Origin of the sequence: Paragemmobacter straminiformis (genome assembly GCF_014243445.1) — a bacterium.
GTDB lineage: Bacteria > Pseudomonadota > Alphaproteobacteria > Rhodobacterales > Rhodobacteraceae > Paragemmobacter > Paragemmobacter straminiformis.
Window position 1 is genome coordinate 443,337 of the sequence record NZ_JACLQD010000001.1, and the last position, 17,017, is coordinate 460,353.

19 protein-coding genes are annotated in these 17,017 nt (G+C 64.6%); 5 read left to right on the forward strand and 14 right to left on the reverse strand.

Annotated elements, in window-relative coordinates:
• Window positions 1-262 precede the first annotated feature (262 nt).
• The 4 genes from H7F16_RS02070 (at window position 263) to H7F16_RS02085 (ending at window position 3,768) form a co-directional block, all read left to right on the forward strand.
• Window positions 263-2,227 (forward strand): protein meaA, encoded by a 1,965-nt coding sequence (locus H7F16_RS02070; protein ID WP_185795889.1) that lies wholly within the window; start codon window positions 263-265, stop codon window positions 2,225-2,227.
• 174 nt (window positions 2,228-2,401) lie between these two features.
• A complete protein-coding gene (locus H7F16_RS02075) occupies window positions 2,402-2,761 on the forward strand; it encodes a YjiS-like domain-containing protein (RefSeq protein ID WP_185795890.1) in 360 nt (119 codons plus the stop codon).
• Window positions 2,762-2,872: 111 nt separating this feature from the next.
• Window positions 2,873-3,520 (forward strand): DUF1236 domain-containing protein, encoded by a 648-nt coding sequence (locus H7F16_RS02080; RefSeq protein WP_185795891.1) that lies wholly within the window; start codon window positions 2,873-2,875, stop codon window positions 3,518-3,520.
• A 50-nt stretch (window positions 3,521-3,570) separates the two neighbouring features.
• Window positions 3,571-3,768 carry a hypothetical protein gene (locus H7F16_RS02085; RefSeq protein WP_185795892.1) on the forward strand — a complete coding sequence of 66 codons (198 nt, stop codon included), beginning with the start codon at window positions 3,571-3,573 and terminating at the stop codon, window positions 3,766-3,768.
• On the opposite strand, the gene deoD is transcribed toward H7F16_RS02085, so the two are convergent.
• From deoD to H7F16_RS02145, 12 genes are all read right to left on the reverse strand, one after another.
• A complete protein-coding gene (deoD, locus tag H7F16_RS02090; RefSeq protein ID WP_185795893.1) occupies window positions 3,765-4,469 on the reverse strand; it encodes a purine-nucleoside phosphorylase in 705 nt (234 codons plus the stop codon). The genes H7F16_RS02085 and deoD overlap by 4 nt on opposite strands.
• A gap of 164 nt (window positions 4,470-4,633) precedes the next feature.
• Window positions 4,634-5,410 carry a succinate dehydrogenase iron-sulfur subunit gene (locus H7F16_RS02095; protein ID WP_185795894.1) on the reverse strand — a complete coding sequence of 259 codons (777 nt, stop codon included), beginning with the start codon at window positions 5,408-5,410 and terminating at the stop codon, window positions 4,634-4,636.
• Between the two features lie 4 nt (window positions 5,411-5,414).
• Window positions 5,415-5,717: a hypothetical protein gene (locus H7F16_RS02100; protein WP_241741141.1), complete on the reverse strand. Its 303-nt coding sequence runs from the start codon at window positions 5,715-5,717 to the stop codon at window positions 5,415-5,417.
• Window positions 5,714-5,998, reverse strand: coding sequence for a hypothetical protein (locus H7F16_RS02105; RefSeq protein WP_185795895.1), 285 nt, complete (start codon window positions 5,996-5,998; stop codon window positions 5,714-5,716). Before H7F16_RS02105 ends, H7F16_RS02100 begins: the two co-directional genes overlap by 4 nt.
• Window positions 5,999-6,129: 131 nt before the next feature.
• A complete protein-coding gene (gene sdhA / locus H7F16_RS02110) occupies window positions 6,130-7,932 on the reverse strand; it encodes a succinate dehydrogenase flavoprotein subunit (RefSeq protein ID WP_185795896.1) in 1,803 nt (600 codons plus the stop codon).
• A 10-nt stretch (window positions 7,933-7,942) separates the two neighbouring features.
• Entirely contained in the window at window positions 7,943-8,314 is a 372-nt protein-coding gene (locus H7F16_RS02115) for a succinate dehydrogenase, hydrophobic membrane anchor protein (protein WP_185795897.1), read from the reverse strand.
• Between the two features lie 7 nt (window positions 8,315-8,321).
• Entirely contained in the window at window positions 8,322-8,705 is a 384-nt protein-coding gene (sdhC, locus tag H7F16_RS02120) for a succinate dehydrogenase, cytochrome b556 subunit (protein ID WP_185795898.1), read from the reverse strand.
• A 328-nt stretch (window positions 8,706-9,033) separates the two neighbouring features.
• The gene (locus H7F16_RS02125) at window positions 9,034-10,065 is read right to left on the reverse strand and encodes a MaoC family dehydratase (protein ID WP_185795899.1); all 1,032 of its coding nucleotides are present in this window, start codon (window positions 10,063-10,065) and stop codon (window positions 9,034-9,036) included.
• 112 nt (window positions 10,066-10,177) lie between these two features.
• Window positions 10,178-10,381, reverse strand: coding sequence for a DUF1737 domain-containing protein (locus H7F16_RS02130; RefSeq protein ID WP_185795900.1), 204 nt, complete (start codon window positions 10,379-10,381; stop codon window positions 10,178-10,180).
• Between the two features lie 4 nt (window positions 10,382-10,385).
• On the reverse strand, window positions 10,386-10,931 hold the full coding sequence (locus H7F16_RS02135) for an NnrU family protein (protein WP_185795901.1): 546 nt from the start codon (window positions 10,929-10,931) through the stop codon (window positions 10,386-10,388).
• Window positions 10,932-10,974: 43 nt separating this feature from the next.
• Window positions 10,975-11,820, reverse strand: a complete 846-nt coding sequence (locus tag H7F16_RS02140; protein WP_185795902.1) for an HpcH/HpaI aldolase/citrate lyase family protein — start codon at window positions 11,818-11,820, stop codon at window positions 10,975-10,977.
• 88 nt (window positions 11,821-11,908) lie between these two features.
• Window positions 11,909-12,667, reverse strand: a complete 759-nt coding sequence (locus H7F16_RS02145) for a sulfite exporter TauE/SafE family protein (RefSeq protein ID WP_185795903.1) — start codon at window positions 12,665-12,667, stop codon at window positions 11,909-11,911.
• A gap of 151 nt (window positions 12,668-12,818) precedes the next feature.
• Between H7F16_RS02145 and mdh the strand changes: the two genes are divergently transcribed.
• Window positions 12,819-13,781, forward strand: a complete 963-nt coding sequence (gene mdh / locus H7F16_RS02150) for a malate dehydrogenase (protein ID WP_185795904.1) — start codon at window positions 12,819-12,821, stop codon at window positions 13,779-13,781.
• Between the two features lie 118 nt (window positions 13,782-13,899).
• Here the strand turns inward: mdh and ilvD are convergent, their stop codons facing one another.
• Both ilvD and H7F16_RS02160 read right to left on the reverse strand, forming a co-directional pair.
• Window positions 13,900-15,741, reverse strand: a complete 1,842-nt coding sequence (gene ilvD, locus H7F16_RS02155; protein ID WP_185795905.1) for a dihydroxy-acid dehydratase — start codon at window positions 15,739-15,741, stop codon at window positions 13,900-13,902.
• Window positions 15,742-15,821: 80 nt separating this feature from the next.
• Window positions 15,822-16,961 carry a fumarylacetoacetate hydrolase family protein gene (locus H7F16_RS02160; protein ID WP_185795906.1) on the reverse strand — a complete coding sequence of 380 codons (1,140 nt, stop codon included), beginning with the start codon at window positions 16,959-16,961 and terminating at the stop codon, window positions 15,822-15,824.
• Window positions 16,962-17,017: the final 56 nt, after the last annotated feature.

Below are 17,017 nucleotides of genomic sequence, written 5' to 3' on the forward strand. Positions count from 1 at the left end.
CTCCCACGATCTGCATCGGCCAAGGCAAGGGGGGCTTTCCGCCCCCCTCGGCCCTGCGGGCCTCACCCCCCGAGGATATTTGGGGCAAGAGGAAGGGAAAGCCGCCCTGTCCTTTTCACACAGCGCGCGGCACATCGGCCCGCCGGGGGCCACCGATGCCGCGCCGCGGAATGCCGCAACGCGGCGAATTGACAAGGAACGATTATGTCCTCTATTACCGTCCTGACGTAAGAAAATTGCCGAGAGCGCGCAGGAGTCCCCCATGACCGCCAAGAAAGACAGCCCCTGGCTCTTCCGCACCTATGCCGGCCATTCCACGGCCACCGCCTCGAACGCGCTCTACCGCACCAACCTTGCCAAGGGGCAGACGGGCCTGTCGGTCGCCTTCGACCTGCCCACCCAGACCGGCTATGACAGCGACCACGAACTCGCGCGGGGCGAGGTGGGCAAGGTCGGCGTGCCCGTGGCGCATCTGGGCGACATGCGCATGCTGTTCGACGCGATCCCGCTCGAGGCGATGAACACCTCGATGACGATCAACGCCACCGCCCCGTGGCTGCTGTCCCTTTACATCGCCGTGGCCGAAGAACAGGGGGCCGACATCGCGGCCCTGCAAGGCACCGTGCAGAATGACATCATCAAGGAATATCTCTCGCGCGGGACCTATATCTGCCCGCCTGCGCCCTCCTTACGCATGATCACCGATGTCGCGGCCTATACGCAGAAACACCTGCCGAAATGGAACCCGATGAACGTCTGCTCCTACCATCTGCAAGAGGCGGGGGCGACGCCCGAACAGGAACTTGCCTTTGCCCTCGCCACCGCCTGCGCCGTGCTGGACGACCTGAAAACCAAGGTCCCCGCCGCAGACTTCCCCGCGATGGTGGGCCGCATCTCGTTCTTCGTGAACGCGGGCATCCGCTTCGTCACCGAACTGTGCAAGATGCGCGCCTTTGTCGACCTATGGGACGAGCTTTGCGCCACCCGCTACGGCATCACCGACGAGAAATTCCGCCGCTTCCGTTATGGCGTGCAGGTGAACTCGCTCGGTCTCACCGAACAGCAGCCCGAAAACAACGTCTACCGCATCCTGATCGAGATGCTCGCCGTGACGCTGTCGAAAAAGGCCCGCGCCCGCGCCGTGCAACTGCCCGCCTGGAACGAGGCGCTTGGCCTGCCCCGCCCGTGGGACCAGCAATGGTCGCTGCGGATGCAGCAGATCCTCGCCTATGAAACCGACCTTCTGGAATACGACGATCTTTTCGACGGCAACCCCGCCATCGACCGCAAGGTCGAAGCCCTCAAGCAAGGCGCGCGCGAGGAACTGGCGCAGATCGACGCGATGGGCGGGGCGGTCGCGGCCATCGATTACATGAAATCCCGTCTTGTCGAATCGAACTCCGACCGTCTTGCCAAGATCGAGTCGAAAGAAACCACCGTCGTCGGCGTCAACCGCTGGACCGAGGCCGCGCCCTCTCCCCTTACCGCAGGCGATGGCGCGGTCATGCAGGCCGATCCGCAGGCCGAGGCCGACCAGATCGCCCGCCTGACCGCATGGCGCGAAGCCCGCAACCCGCAGGCCGTGGAAAAGTCGCTCGCCGCCTTGCGCCAGGCCGCCGCCACGGGGGCCAACATCATGCCCGCCTCCATCGCCGCCGCCAAGGCGGGGGTGACCACCGGCGAATGGGGCGCCGTGATCCGTCAGGCCTTTGGCGAATACCGCGCCCCCACCGGCGTTTCCTCTGCCCCCTCGAACCGGACCGAGGGGCTAGAGCCGATCCGCGACGCCGTGGCGACCCTTTCGGCCAAACTCGGCCGCCCGCTCACCTTCCTCATGGGCAAACCCGGCCTTGACGGCCATTCCAACGGAGCCGAGCAAATCGCCGCCCGCGCCCGCGACTGCGGCATGGCGATCCATTACGACGGCATCCGCCTGACCCCTTCAGAAATCGTGGCCTCTGCCGCCGAAAAGCGCGCCCATGTCATCGGCCTGTCGATCCTCTCCGGCTCGCACCTGCCGCTGATCACCGAAACCCTCGACCGCCTGCGCGCGGCGGGCCTGTCGGACATCCCCGTCGTCGTGGGCGGCATCATCCCCGACGAGGATGCCGCCAAACTCCGCGCGATGGGCGTCGCCGCCGTCTACACCCCCAAGGACTTCGAGCTGAACCGCATCATGCTCGACATCGTCACGCTGGTCGACCGTCAGGCCATCGCCGCCGAGTAAAGGCCAGTCGCGCAGGCGCACCCGACAGGGCGTAGGGTGCGCAGGTGCTACGCACCTTCCACCGCCTTCTGACGAAACCTCGTCATTTCCCCGCCTTGCGTTTGACCCAAATCAAGGCCCGATCCGTGCCACGGGCGCAGGGTTCCCCCAAGCAACATAGCCAAAGGGACCCCCATGTTCGACCGTATCCGCGCCTTCCTCGACCGCTGGCATGACCTGAAATCCGTCGACGCCCTGTCCGACCGCGAGCTTGACGATCTTGGCATGTCGCGCGCCCAGATTGCTGAATTCATCGCCATCCCCGCCGATGTGCCCGACCGCATCGCCCGCATGGCCGCCGTATTCGGCATCCCCGAAGCCGAGCTTCAGGCCAGGCGCGCCGATTACCTCGAACTGCTGTCCACCTGCCACCACTGCCCCGACCGCGCCGCCTGCACGCTTGCCCTGCACAAGGGCGACATCCGCAGCCCCGCGGACGCCGCCTTCTGCCCCAACGCCGAAATCTACGCCGGCCGCAGCCCGCTCGCGGCCTGACCGGAACGGGAGGGTCCTCCCCTCTCCCGACCCTGCCCCCCCGCACCCGTGATGGAACGGGGCGGGGGGGGTTCGTGTTACTCCTGTGTCTCAACAAGGAGGACACGACCGATGCTCCGCTTGCTTACCCTTTCCGCACTGCTTCTCGCCGGTGCCGCCCATGCCCAGGACCAGATGGCGGTCACCGCATGGACCGACCTGAACCTGCGCGCAGGCCCCGGCCCGGTCTATCCCATCGTCGCGGTCATCCCCGCACAAACCGCCGTCAGCGTCGGCGGCTGTCTGGCCGAGCAAAGCTGGTGTCAGGTCACCTTCGACGGCCAGACCGGCTGGGCCTCGGGCGATTATCTGACCGTCGTGGAAAACAACGCCCCCGTGGCGATCTACCCCAACCGCGACCGCTTCAAGCTCAAGACCACGACCTATGACGGCGACACCGCAGGCAATGCCACAGCAGGCGGCGCAATCGGGGCCGTTGCGGGCGCGCTCATCGCGGGGCCCATCGGCGCGGCCGTGGGCGGTGCGGTCGGCGCGGCCAGCGGGGCTGCGTCCACGCCCGAAACGACGGTCACAACCTATGTGCGCGACAACCCCGTCGATCCGATCTACCTCGAGGGCGAGGTCGTGACAGGCGCAAGCCTGCCCGAAACCGTGACCTTGCGGCCCGTGCCGGAAACCACCTACTCCTACGCCTATATCAACGGCGTTCCGGTTCTTGTCGAAAACGGCCAGCGCCGCATCATCTACATCGTGCGCTGACCTGCCCGGACGGGGCGGGCCAACCGCCCGCCCCGAACCGCAAGGATGCCATGCCCCTCTTGCTGCTTTTTCTGCTCCTCGGCACGCTGGCCTATATGTGGCTCGCGCGCCGCAACGCGACGCTGACCCGGCATTGCCGCTGGCGGCTTGACCGCACGACAGGCCCCACGGCATGGCGCTGTGCCGCCTGCGGGGCAGAAACCACCGCCCCGCAAGGAAAATCCCCGCGCGACTGCCTGCGCCCCTAGGCGAAAGCCGCCGTCAGCGCGATCTCGACCATATCGCCGAAACTCCGCTCGCGCTGGTCGGCGGGCAGGGCCTCGCCCGTCAGGATGTGGTCCGAGATCGTCAGCACCGCCAGCGCCCGCCGCCCGTAACGCGCGGCAAGGGTGTAAAGCTCGGCCGCCTCCATCTCGATGGCCAGCGTGCCATGCCGCTGCAACTGGTCCGACAGGTCCTGCCGCTCGTCATAGAAGGTGTCGCTGGAATAGACCCCGCCCACATGCGTGGTGATCCCCTTTGCCACCGCGGCCCCATGCGCCGCCGCCAGCAGCCCGAAATCGGCCACGGGCGCAAAGCTCAATTCGCGGAAGATCGACCGCGACGGGCTGCCCAGTGTCGTCGTCGCCTGCGCCAAGACCAGATCGCGCACCTTCAGATGCGGCTGCAACGCCCCCGCCGACCCGATGCGGATCAGCGTCTGCGCGCCGAAATCGCGGATCAACTCGTTGGCATAGATCGAAATCGACGGCATCCCCATGCCCGACCCGTGGATGGTCACGGGCTTGCCGCGCCATGTGCCGGTATAGCCCAGCATCCCCCGCACCTCGTTCACCAGACGCGGGTTTTCAAGAAAGGTCTCCGCCGCCCAGCGCGCGCGATAGGGGTCTCCCGGCAGCAGCACCGTCTCGGCAATGTCGCCCGCCCTTGCCCCGATATGAACCGTCATCCCCGCCTCCCTGCGTTTCGCGCCAAACTAGGGCCAAGGCGTCACAAGGGAAAGGGGGCCTTGCCGCCGGAAATGCGCCGCGCTTGCCAGACCGGACCCAAAGCCCCGCCATGCAAAAGGGCCGGAGAAATCCCCGGCCCTGTTCCGCATCAGCGCAGCCGCCCTCAGACCACGCGGTCGACCATCATCCGCTTGATCTCGGCAATCGCCTTGGCGGGGTTCAGCCCCTTGGGGCAGGTCTTGGCGCAGTTCATGATCGTGTGGCACCGATACAACTTGAACGGGTCCTCCAGCGCATCCAGACGCTCGGGCGTGGCCTCGTCGCGGCTGTCGATGATCCAGCGATAGGCATGCAGCAATGCTGCCGGCCCCAGATACTTGTCGCCATTCCACCAGTACGACGGGCATGACGTGCTGCACGACGCGCACATGACGCATTCATAAAGCCCGTCCAGCTTCTTGCGATCCTCGATCGACTGCCGCCATTCCTTGGCGGGGCGGTTCGTCTTTGTCTCGAGCCAGGGCATGATGCTCGCATGCTGGGCGTAGAAATGCGTCAGATCGGGGATCAGGTCCTTGATCACCGGCAGGTGCGGCAAGGGGTAGATCTTCACATCGCCGCGCACCTCGTCGAGGCCATAGATGCAAGCCAGCGTGTTGATCCCGTCGATGTTCATCGCGCAAGACCCGCAAATCCCCTCGCGGCAGGACCGGCGGAAGGTCAGCGTCGGGTCGATCTCGTTCTTGATCTTGATCAGCGCGTCCAGAACCATCGGGCCGCAGCTGTCCATATCGACGAAATAGGTGTCGACGCGCGGGTTCTCGCCGTCATCGGGGCTCCAGCGATAGATCTGGAACTTGCGCACGTTCTTGCCCGCAGGCTTCGGCCATGTCTTGCCCGTGCGGATTTTCGAATTCTTCGGCAGCGTGAACTGGACCATAGGCTTATCCCTTCCATTCCGGGAATGAGTAGAGCGGCCGGCTCGGAGGCTGGCCTGATTTCTGGTAGACGCAGGCGTCAAAGACCGCCGCAGGGTCGCGCCCGCCAAGGTAGTCCGACGTCACCGTCACATCGACCGAGGCCGACATCCGCCCGTCCGATCCGACGCCAACCCCGACCTCGCCGCGCGGGCCCGCCGCAAGACGCGCCCGCTCGAAACATTGCCGTTCCGCCTGCTCGACCGTGACCGGCCCGCACGCGGCCAGTGTCAGCAAAGAAAGGCCAAGCGCCAGCCCCCGCATCATCATATCACCGGCGCGGCGATGCCCGCCGCCCTGAAACAGGCCTGCGTCGGGGCGCGGCCCGCGATCGTGCGGATCAGCGCCTCGGTCGAAGACCCCGCCACCGTGCCCACATCGCGCACCAGCGTCTGGATTTCCGCCGCATCGGCATTCTGCACGATGCATCGTGTCGCAGCCCCGTTGCCGACCACGGGCGAGACGACCGTCTCGGCAGTGCGTCGCCCCACCTTGTCGGCCACATCTTCGGGCGAACAGGCCGCCAAAAGACCAAGGGCAAGAACGGGCATCAGTTTCAGGCAAGACATGGGCAAACCTCCGGTCAGGACCAATCCCGACCAGCCTGCACCGGAACGGATCGGGGCCGCAGCCCCGCCCCTTCCGCGCCCCGCCGAAGCGGCATCTTCCCGCCGAAGGCCCATCAGAACTTGCGCTCCGCGGGGGCGATCTTCTTCAGGCTGATCCCGCCTTGGGCTTCGGTCGTCAGCGGGTCCACATGCACCGCGCGATAGCCCAGCGTGACCTTGTCGCCATCGACCCATGCCAGCGAATGCTTGCGCCAGTTGGCATCGTCGCGCTGCGGGTGGTCCTCATGCGCATGCGCGCCCCGGCTTTCGGTGCGGGCATGCGCGCCATAGATCGTGGCCAGCGCGTTGGGCATCAGGTTGGTCAGTTCCAGCGTTTCCATAAGATCGCTGTTCCACACAAGGCTGCGGTCCGTGACCTTCAGGTCCGCGACCTTGCCCGCAATCGCGGTCATCTTCGCCTCGCCCTCGGCCAGCGTCTTTTCGGTGCGGAACACCGCCGCGTCGGCCTGCATCGTGCGCTGCATCTCGAGCCGCAGCTCGGCGGTGGGCGTGGCGCCCGCCGCATGGCGCAAACCGTCGAACCGGCCCAGCGCCTTGTCCACCTCGGCCCTGTTCACGGGGGCCACGGCTTCCTTGGGGTTCACAATCTGCCCGGCCCGGATGGCCGCGGCCCGGCCGAACACCACAAGGTCGATCAGGCTGTTCGACCCCAGCCGGTTCGCGCCATGCACCGAGGCACAGCCCGCCTCGCCCACGGCCATCAGGCCGGGGAACACGGCATCCGGATTGTCGGCGGTCGGGTTCAGCACTTCGCCCCAATAATTCGTCGGAATCCCGCCCATGTTGTAGTGAACCGTCGGCAGCACCGGGATCGGCTCTTTCGTCAGGTCCACACCCGCGAAAATCCGCGCCGATTCCGAAATGCCGGGCAGCCGCAGGTCCAGCGTTTCCTTGGGCAAATGGTTAAGGTGCAGGTGGATATGGTCGCCATTGGCCCCCACGCCCCGCCCTTCGCGGATTTCCAGCGTCATGCAGCGGCTGACATAGTCGCGCGGCGCGAGGTCCTTGTAGTGCGGCGCATAGCGTTCCATGAACCGCTCGCCATTGGCGTTGGTCAGATAGCCCCCCTCGCCCCGCGCCCCTTCGGTGATAAGGCACCCCGACCCGTAGATGCCGGTCGGGTGGAACTGCACGAATTCCATGTCCTGAAGCGGCAGACCCGCCCGCGCCACCATGCCGCCGCCATCGCCGGTGCAGGTATGGGCCGAGGTCGCGCTGAAATAGGCGCGGCCATAGCCGCCCGTCGCCAGCACCACCATCTTGGCGTTGAATACATGGATCGTGCCGTCATCCAGCTTCCACGCCACGACACCCGTGCAACGCCCTTCGGTCATGATCAGGTCAAGCGCGAAATACTCGATGAAGAATTCCGCGTTGTTCTTCAGGCTTTGCCCGTAAAGCGTATGCAGGATCGCATGCCCCGTGCGGTCGGCCGCGGCACAGGTGCGCTGCACCGGCGGGCCTTCGCCATATTCGGTCGTATGGCCGCCGAACGGGCGCTGGTAGATCTTGCCCTCTTCGGTGCGCGAGAACGGCACGCCGTAATGCTCCAGCTCGTAGACCGCCTTGGGGGCCTCGCGCGCCAGATATTCCATCGCATCCGTGTCACCCAGCCAGTCCGACCCCTTGACGGTGTCGTACATGTGCCATTGCCACGAATCCGGCCCCATGTTGCCCAGCGAGGCCGCAATCCCCCCCTGCGCCGCAACCGTGTGGCTGCGCGTCGGGAACACCTTGGTCACGCAGGCCGTGCGCAAGCCCTGCTCGGCCATGCCCAGCGTCGCCCGCAGCCCTGCGCCACCGGCACCCACCACGACCACATCATAGTCGTGAACCTCATACGGATAAGCCGTCATGTCGAACCCTTCAAAGAGCGATCTTGACCAGGGCGTAAAGCCCCGTGGCCGTGATCACATAGGAAAGCGAATGCGCCAGAATGACCAGGCCGCGCCGCGTGGACCCGTGGCTGTAATCCTCGATCATCATCGTGGCCCCCTTGGCAAAGTGCCGCATCGAGACGAACAGCACCAAGCCCGTCAGAATGGCCGGAAAAGGCCGCGCAAAGGTGGCAACCACGGCCTCGTGGCTTTGCCCCAGCGCATGGCCGAAGATGTAAAGCCAAGTCGGCACAAGGAAAGCCAGCGCCACGGCGCTCGCGCTCATATACCAGTGATGCTCGGTCCCGGTATGTGCGGCACCCTTGCCCACGGCCCGTTTGCGGTCGGTCAGATAACGCATGATGCCCTCAGACGATCAGAACGGTCAGGATGGTCAGCACGACCGATCCGATGATGCAGCCCCAGCCCAGTTTTTCCGCCGTGGGAATGTCCAGACCATGCCCCGCGTCAAAATAGAGGTGCCGCAGACCGGCAAGGTAGTGGTACCACAGCGCCCAGGCCGAAAGCGTGAACACCAGATCCCCGAACCAGCTTGTCGCCACCGCATCGGCCACGGCGAAATACTCGGGCGACACCGCCGCCGCCAAAAGCCACCACACCGCCAGCATCGTGCCGACGATCAGCCCGTTCCCCGTGATCCGCGTCAGGATCGAGGTGATCGAGGTGAGTTGCGGACGATAAATCTGCAAATGTGGGGAAAGCGGTCTCTCGACCCGCTTCGCTTCAGCCATTTCGGTTCCCTCCGTCGCTGTCAGCCGGCAAGGCCGGTCCGCGCTTCGATCTCATTGCGTGAATGAATAGCGCTTTTTCCGGCCGAGTCACGCTTCACAACGCCGCAGCGCGGCGATGTTCGCGCTAAACCCCGAAGTTTTTTCAATTTGTGATCACAGGTTTCAAAACTGTGATCACTAAACGCCAAACCGTCGGAACCGCGCCAGCCGCCACGGTTTCTGACGCAGAAACCGGCACGGAATTTGGCGCAAATTCCGCCCGCACCGACCTGCCGCCGATTTTTGCGTCAAAAATCGCACCGGAATTTGCGTCAAATTCCGCGCCCCGTCACAGCGGAACCAGCGCCCAGTAATCAAGGTCAAGCAGAACCTCGGGCGCATACTTCCCGTCCGCCCCCTTATGGGCAAAGGGGGCCGCGCCGTCCTTTACCGCCACCAGCCGCAACCGCAATGCGCCCACGCCCTTGGCCCCCGTCTCGGCACGGTCAAGCACTTCCGACCACGCCCGCACCGTATCGCCCGCAAAGCACGGGTTCGCATGCGCCCCCGCATTCAGCGCCACGATCATCTGCGCATTGGCAAGGCCGTTGAAACTCAGCGCCCGCGCAAGGCTGATGACATGCCCGCCATAGATCAGCCGCCGCCCGTCCTCGCGCTGGGTCACATCGAAATGCACCTTGGACGTATTCTGCCACAGACGCGTGGCAAGCATATGCTCGGCATCCTCGATCGTGACCCCGTCCACATGGTCGATCTTCTCGCCAACCGCATAGTCGCCCCAGCGATGCCGCTCGCCCGCCAGCGCGAAATCATAGGCCGAAAAATCCAGCCCCTCGGGCACCACCAGCGATGCGGGATCGACCACCGCCGCCAGTTCCGGCACCACCGCCTCGGGCGCGGGGGCCGAAAGGTCGCGCTTCTTCACCATCACCCAGCGCACATAGTCCAGCACCACCACCCCGTGCTGGTTGAACCCGCGACTGCGCACATAGACGACGCCGGACTTGCCGTTGGAGTTCTCCTTCAACCCGATCACAACCGATTCCGACCGCAGCGTATCCCCCGCCCAGACCGGGGCCAGCCACCGCCCCTCGGCATAGCCAAGGTTCGCCACCGCGTTCAGGCTGATATCCGGCACCGTCTTGCCAAAGACCGTATGAAAGGCGATCAGGTCATCCATCGGCGCCGCAGGCAGCCCGCAGGTCCGCGCAAAGGCATCGCTGGAATAGACCGCCCCCCGCGCCGGATAAAGCGCATGGTAAAGCGCCCGCTCTCCGCCCGACAGCGTGCGCGGCACCGCATGGACGATGGTCTCGCCCAGACGGTAATCCTCGAAGAAGCGGCCTGCGTTGGTTTTCATGATTGCGTGAATCCTTTTCTAACGCGCCCGTGCATGCGTCTGCATCACCTGTGCATTCCGCCCGGCCCCCCCGTTCCACCCCCTTCGGGGCGGAACGGTAAAGGCAGCGCACTTACTGCTCGCCCAGTTTCAGGTCGGGCGAATAGTCCCCCGGAACCTCTTTCACCACGGCCTGTCCGCAGCGCATCACGCCCTTGGCGGCGTCATAGGCATAGGTGGGGCCGCCATGCAGCTCCCACCCCTTGCTCAGCGCCAACGAGACCTTGTGGCAAAAGGCAGACGTGTCGTCCTCTGACAGAAAACGATACAGTTTCATAAGGTTACCCCCAAGGCTGCACGCCAAGCCAGTTGTGGATCATCATCACGATCCCCACCACGACCAATGCGCCGACCACCGCCATCACCTCTTTCGATGCAGGCACCGGCGGGTTCTTCGTCCATTGCGGTTCCGCGCGGTTGATCAGGATCACCGATCCCACCGCCCAGGCCAGCAATCCGCCGAACAGCAGGACCGAGGCAAGGTCGCCGTTAACCAGCAAATGCGCGACCGCCCAGGTCTTAACGGCTGTCAGTTGCGGATGCCGGATCTTCCGCGTGATCGCGGTTTTCAGTCCAGACGCGGCGTAAAGATAAAACGCCAGCAACATCAGCGTGTTGTTGATGTGGATCATAAAGGCCGGCGGATACCACAGGTCCACCTGATCGACCCCGCGATAGCCGAGAATCATGCAAACGACCCCGACAATCGTTACCGCCCCCAGAACCGCCTTGCCGCCGTTCCCCATCCGCGCCCGCGCCTCGGGCGCCAGACGTTTCAGAAAATGGGCGCCCGTCCACAGCACCAAACCCAGTATGATCAACAGCACGGCAATACTCCCTTGAACCCGTCAGTTGCCGCGCACCCTGCCCCTATTCGGCCAAGGCCGCAATCGCCTCGGCCTTTGCCAGCACCGCTTCGGCCCCGGCAACGTGCAGATTTTCAACGATCTTGCCGTCAAGAACCGCCACGCCCTGCCCTGCGGCCCGCGCTTCGGCATAGGCTGCGATCTGGCGCCGCGCCAAGGTTACCTCATCCGGCGAAGGGGCGAAAATCTCATTGGCGACAGGCAGTTGCAACGGATGGACCAGCGTCTTGCCGTCAAACCCCATATCCCGCCCCTGCTCGCATTCCGCCCGCAGCCCCGCCTCGTCCTTGAAGGCATTGTAGACCCCGTCCACGATCACCCGCCCCTCGGCTTTTGCCGCCAACAGGCATAGGCCCAAGGCCGGCTGCAACGGCATCCGGTCGGCGCGGAAACGGCTTCCCAACTCTTTTGCAAGATCATTGGTCCCCATGACCATCCCCTCAAGCCGCCCATGCCCTGCAATCGCACCCGCGTTCAGCATCCCCTTCGCCGTCTCGAGCATCGCCCAAAGCGGTTTGCCGGTCAGCGCGGCCACGGCATCCAGATCGGCGGGTCCGTCAACCTTCGGCACGAGAATCGCGTCCACCCCGGCAAGCGCGCCGAAATGCAGGGCATCCCCGCGCCCCCACTCGGTGTCGAATCCGTTGATCCGCACGATCCGCAGGCGCGGCCCGTAATCGACCTCGGCCAGAAACCGCGACAGCGTGGCCCGTGCGGCAACCTTCTCGTCCGGCGCCACCGCATCCTCGAGATCGAAGATGATCGCATCCGCCGCCAACTCCCGCGCCTTTTCCAAGGCACGCTCTTTCGAGGCCGGAATATACAGAACAGACCGGAACGGGCGTGACATGTCGGACTCCTCCAAGCAATATTCTTTCGCCTGAAGACACCATTTCGTCACTTTCGGCAAGCCCAATTTTGCCGCAGCGCAGCAAAACCTAGCCGATCAAGCCAATTCCCCGGCTCGCATCCCAGATCAGCTTGAGAGAGATCGCCAGCAGCGCCCATGTCACCAGCCGGAAAAAGAACACCTCGGGCAAGACCTTGACCAGCCGCACCCCGGCAAGAACCGCCAAACCCGCGACCGGCATCAGCAAGACCGCTACATGCAGGTTCTCGGCGGAGAATTGCCCCAACATATAGTAGGGGATCAGCTTTATTGCATTCACATAGGCGAACAGGATGGTCGACGTGCCCGCGAAGACCATTTTCCGCAGCCCCAAAGGAAGCGTATAGACCTGATAGGGCGGCCCCCCCGAATGGCTGACGAAGCTGACGAAGCCGGTGATGATTCCCCAGAACATCCCCGGCCCGACCTGCGCGGGTCGCGGCTCCGAGTCGAGCTTCGGCCGCAGGATCATGTTCAGCGCAAAGACGAAACCGATCAGGCCGACCAGCATCGTCACCCATTCCTCCGACACGATCCGCGCCGTCAGATACCCCGCGACCACCCCGATCGTCGTAGCCGGCACCAGGATCGCCAGCACCCGCTTGTCAAACTCGCGCCGATAGGCCCAAAGTCCGACCATGTCCGAGACGACATAGACCGGCAAAAGCAGTCCCGCCGCCGTCACCGGCGAAATCACCAGCGCCAGAACCGGCACGCCAAGCATGCTGACGATGGGCAATCCACCCTTGGACAGGCCGACAAGAATCGCGGCCAGTCCCGCCACCGCCCAGAACACCAGCCCTTCCATCGACGCCTCCGAAACCCTGCCCCGCGGCCTTTAGCGCAAACAAGTGCGGCATACCACCTTTTGCCGCATGCAATGGCATACCGAGACGCTTGCCAGACGGCTTTTGCAAGCGTAGGCACACTGCGAACCAATCCACACGGGAGATGAACCCATGGCACGACCCAAGATCGCCCTCATCGGCGCCGGTCAGATCGGCGGCACGCTTGCCCATCTGGCCGCCATCAAGGAACTCGGCGACGTCATCCTTTTCGACATCGCCGAAGGCACGCCCCAGGGCAAGTCGCTCGACATCGCCCAATCCGGTCCGTCCGAAGGGTTCGACGCCGTGATGAAGGGCACCAACAGCTATGCCGACATCGCAGGCGCCGATGTCTGCATCGTCACCGCTGGCGTGCCGCGCAAGCCGGGCATGTCGCGCGACGACCTTCTGGGCATCAACCTCAAGGTCATGAAGTCGGTCGGCGAAGGCATCAAGGCCCACGCCCCCAACGCCTTCGTCATCTGCATCACCAACCCGCTCGACGCGATGGTCTGGGCCTTGCGCGAATTCTCGGGCCTGCCGCACCACATGGTCGTCGGCATGGCGGGCGTCCTCGACTCGGCCCGCTTCCGCCACTTCCTCTCGGTCGAATTCGGTGTGTCGATGCGTGACGTCACCGCCTTCGTCCTTGGCGGCCACGGCGACACGATGGTTCCGCTGGCCCGTTATTCCACCGTCGCCGGCATCCCGCTTCCCGACCTGGTCAAGATGGGCTGGACCACGCAGGAAAAGCTAGACGCCATCATCCAGCGCACCCGTGACGGCGGGGCCGAGATCGTCGGCCTGCTCAAGACCGGCTCGGCCTTCTACGCGCCCGCCACCAGCGCCATCGAAATGGCCGAAGCCTTCCTCAAGGACCAGAAACGCGTCCTGCCCTGCGCAGCCTATGTGAAGGGCGCTTACGGCCTCGACGGTCTTTACGTCGGCGTTCCCACCGTGATCGGCGCGGGCGGGATCGAGCGGGTCGTTGCGATCAACCTCGACCCTGCGGAACAGGCGATGATGGACAAGTCCGTCGACGCCGTGAAAGGCCTTGTGGCCGCCTGCAAGGGCATCGACCCCTCGCTGGCGTGAAGACACCGGCCCATCGACCAAAAGGCGCGCTCCGGCGCGCCTTTTTCTTTGCCCGACGCTGCGCCGCAAATGAAAAAGGGCGCCCCGCAGGACGCCCTTTCCCCGAATTCAAAACGCCTCACGCCTCGTCAGGCAAGACCCGCACCGCGCCCTTGTCGGCGCTTGAAGCGAACAGCGCATAGGCTTTCAACGCCTGCGACACCTTGCGCGACCGCGGCTTGGCGGGCTTCCATCCCAAGCGGTCCTGCTCGGCCCGGCGCGCGGTCATCTCGGCTTCGGAAATCCGCAGGTTGATCGTGCGGTTCGGGATGTCGATGTCGATCACGTCCCCCTCGCGCACAAGGCCGATCGCCCCGCCCGATGCCGCTTCCGGCGAGGCATGGCCGATCGACAGGCCCGATGTTCCGCCCGAGAAGCGGCCATCGGTCAGCAGGGCGCAGACCTTTCCAAGACCTTTCGATTTCAGGTAGCTGGTCGGATAGAGCATCTCCTGCATCCCCGGTCCGCCCTTGGGCCCTTCGTAGCGGATCACCACGACATCGCCCGCCTTGACCTCGTTGTTCAAAATCCCTGCAACGGCGGCGTTCTGGGATTCATAAACCTTGGCCGGACCCGAAAAGACAAAGATCGACTCGTCCACGCCCGCCGTTTTCACGATGCAGCCGTCCAGCGCGATATTGCCCTTCAGCACCGCCAGACCGCCCTCTTTGGTAAAGGCGTGTTCGACCGAACGGATCACGCCATGCTCGCGGTCGAGGTCGAGTTCCTTGTAACGCTTGTCCTGGCTGAAGGCCGTGGCCGAGCGCACATTGCCCGGAGCCGCCTTGAAGAAATGGCGCACGTTTTCATGGTTGGTGCGGCTGATGTCCCAATGGTCAAGCGCCGCACCCATCGTGGGCGAATGCACCGTGACGCAATCGCGGTTCAAAAGGCCCCCTGCATCCAGCTGGCCAAGGATCGACATGATCCCGCCTGCGCGGTGGACATCTTCCATATGCACGTCCTGCTTTGCGGGCGCGACCTTGCACAGGCAGGGCACCTTGCGCGACAGCGCGTCGATGTCGTCCTGGTCAAAGTCTATCCCGCCCTCATGGGCTGCGGCCAGAATGTGCAGGATGGTGTTGGTCGACCCGCCCATCGCGATATCCAGCGCCATCGCGTTCTCGAACGCCTTCTTGTTCGCCACGTTGCGCGGCAGGATGCTGTCGTCATTCTGCTCGTAATAGCGCTTGGCAAGATCGACGATCAGGTGACCCGCTTCGACGAACAGGCGCTTGCGGTCCGCGTGGGTGGCAAGGGTCGAGCCGTTGCCCGGCAAAGACAGGCCCAAGGCCTCGGTCAGGCAGTTCATCGAATTGGCGGTGAACATGCCCGAGCAAGATCCGCAGGTCGGGCAGGCCGCCTTTTCGATCTCTTCCACTTCGGCGTCGGAATAGCTTTCGTCGGCGGCAACGACCATCGCATCGACGAGGTCGAGCGCGATTTCCTTGCCCTTGATCACGGCCTTTCCCGCTTCCATCGGCCCGCCCGAGACGAAGACGACCGGAATGTTCAGCCGCATGGCGGCCATCAGCATGCCGGGGGTGATCTTGTCGCAGTTGGAAATGCAGACCATCGCATCGGCGCAATGGGCGTTGACCATGTATTCCACGCTGTCGGCGATGATCTCGCGCGAGGGCAGCGAATAGAGCATGCCGTCATGGCCCATGGCGATACCGTCGTCGACCGCGATGGTGTTGAACTCTTTCGCAACGCCCCCCGCGGCCTCGACCTCGCGCGCGACCATCTGGCCGAGGTCCTTGAGGTGAACATGGCCCGGAACGAATTGGGTGAAGCTGTTGACGATGGCGATGATCGGTTTGCCGAAATCGCCGTCTTTCATCCCCGTGGCCCGCCAGAGGCCGCGTGCCCCCGCCATGTTGCGGCCGTGGGTGGTGGTTCTGGAACGATAGACGGGCATCGGGGTTTCCTCCGGTCAAAGGGTCGCCGCAGCGGCAATCCGCATGTGGCATTGCGCATCGCAAGGGTCAAGGGACAGGGCTAGAGAAGCCCGCGCGCCGAAAGGTTTTTCATCAGGGCGCCTGCACCGAAACGCCATTCCGGCGCCTCGGTTGAAAGCCGCACGGTGTTGACCAGCCGTCCCAGTTCAGGGGCGGCGATGGTCACCACGTCGCCAAGGTGGTGGGTGAAGCCCTGCCCCGGCCCGTCACGGTCCTGCACAGGGGCGAACATCGTGCCGCAATACAGCACGAAACCATCGGGATATTGATGGTGCCGCCCCCGCGCCTGCGCCACAAGGTCCGCAGGATCGCGGCTGATTTCGGCCATCGACGACCGCCCCGACAGCGTGAACCCGTCTTCGCCGGCAACCGTGAGCGTGAGTTCCAGTTTACGCGCCGTGTCCAGCGTGAAGTCACCGTCGAAAATGCGGATGAACGGGCCGACGCTGGCTGCCGCGTTGTTGTCCTTGGCCTTGCCAAGGAGCAGCGCCGAGCGGCCTTCGACATCGCGCAGGTTCACGTCATTGCCCAGCGTCACCCCGACGATGCGCCCCGTGCTGTCGACCACCATGACCACTTCGGGTTCGGGGTTGTTCCATTTGCTGATCGGATGCAGCCCCACGCTGGCGCCATAGCCGACTGCCGCCATCGGCTGGGCCTTGGTGAAAACTTCGGCATCCGGACCGATCCCCACCTCGAGGTATTGCGACCAGAGCCCCTCGGCCTGCAACAGGCGCTTTACCTCGGCTGCCTGTTCCGACCCCGGAACAAGATTGCGCAACGAGTCGCCGATCGCTCCGGCCACCTTTGCCCGAATGGCATCGGCGCGGCTTGCGTCGCCTGCGGCGCGTTCCTCGATCACGCGTTCGATCATCGAGCGGGCAAAGGTGACGCCGCAGGCTTTGACCGCTTGCAGGTCGTTGGGCGACAGAAGGTGCGTCACCTCGGCCACGGGTTCGACGGAAGCGGCGGCGATGTCGTCGAGCGCGCCGATATCCTCGCCCGCGATTGCGGCAACAAATCCTGCGATATCAGGCTGTTCCAGCAGGTCGCGCATCGTGGGGGCCGCCTTGGTGGTGATGTCGACCACCCGCCCGGCCCGCAGCGTCACGACCGAAGGGCCGATGCCAGCGCGCCAGACGCGCCCGAGAAACAGCCCTTTTTCCGGCAATCCTACCATATCCGCCCCCCCGAAAATCCCTGTGGCGCAACTTGGCGGGCGGCGCGGGCGAGGGC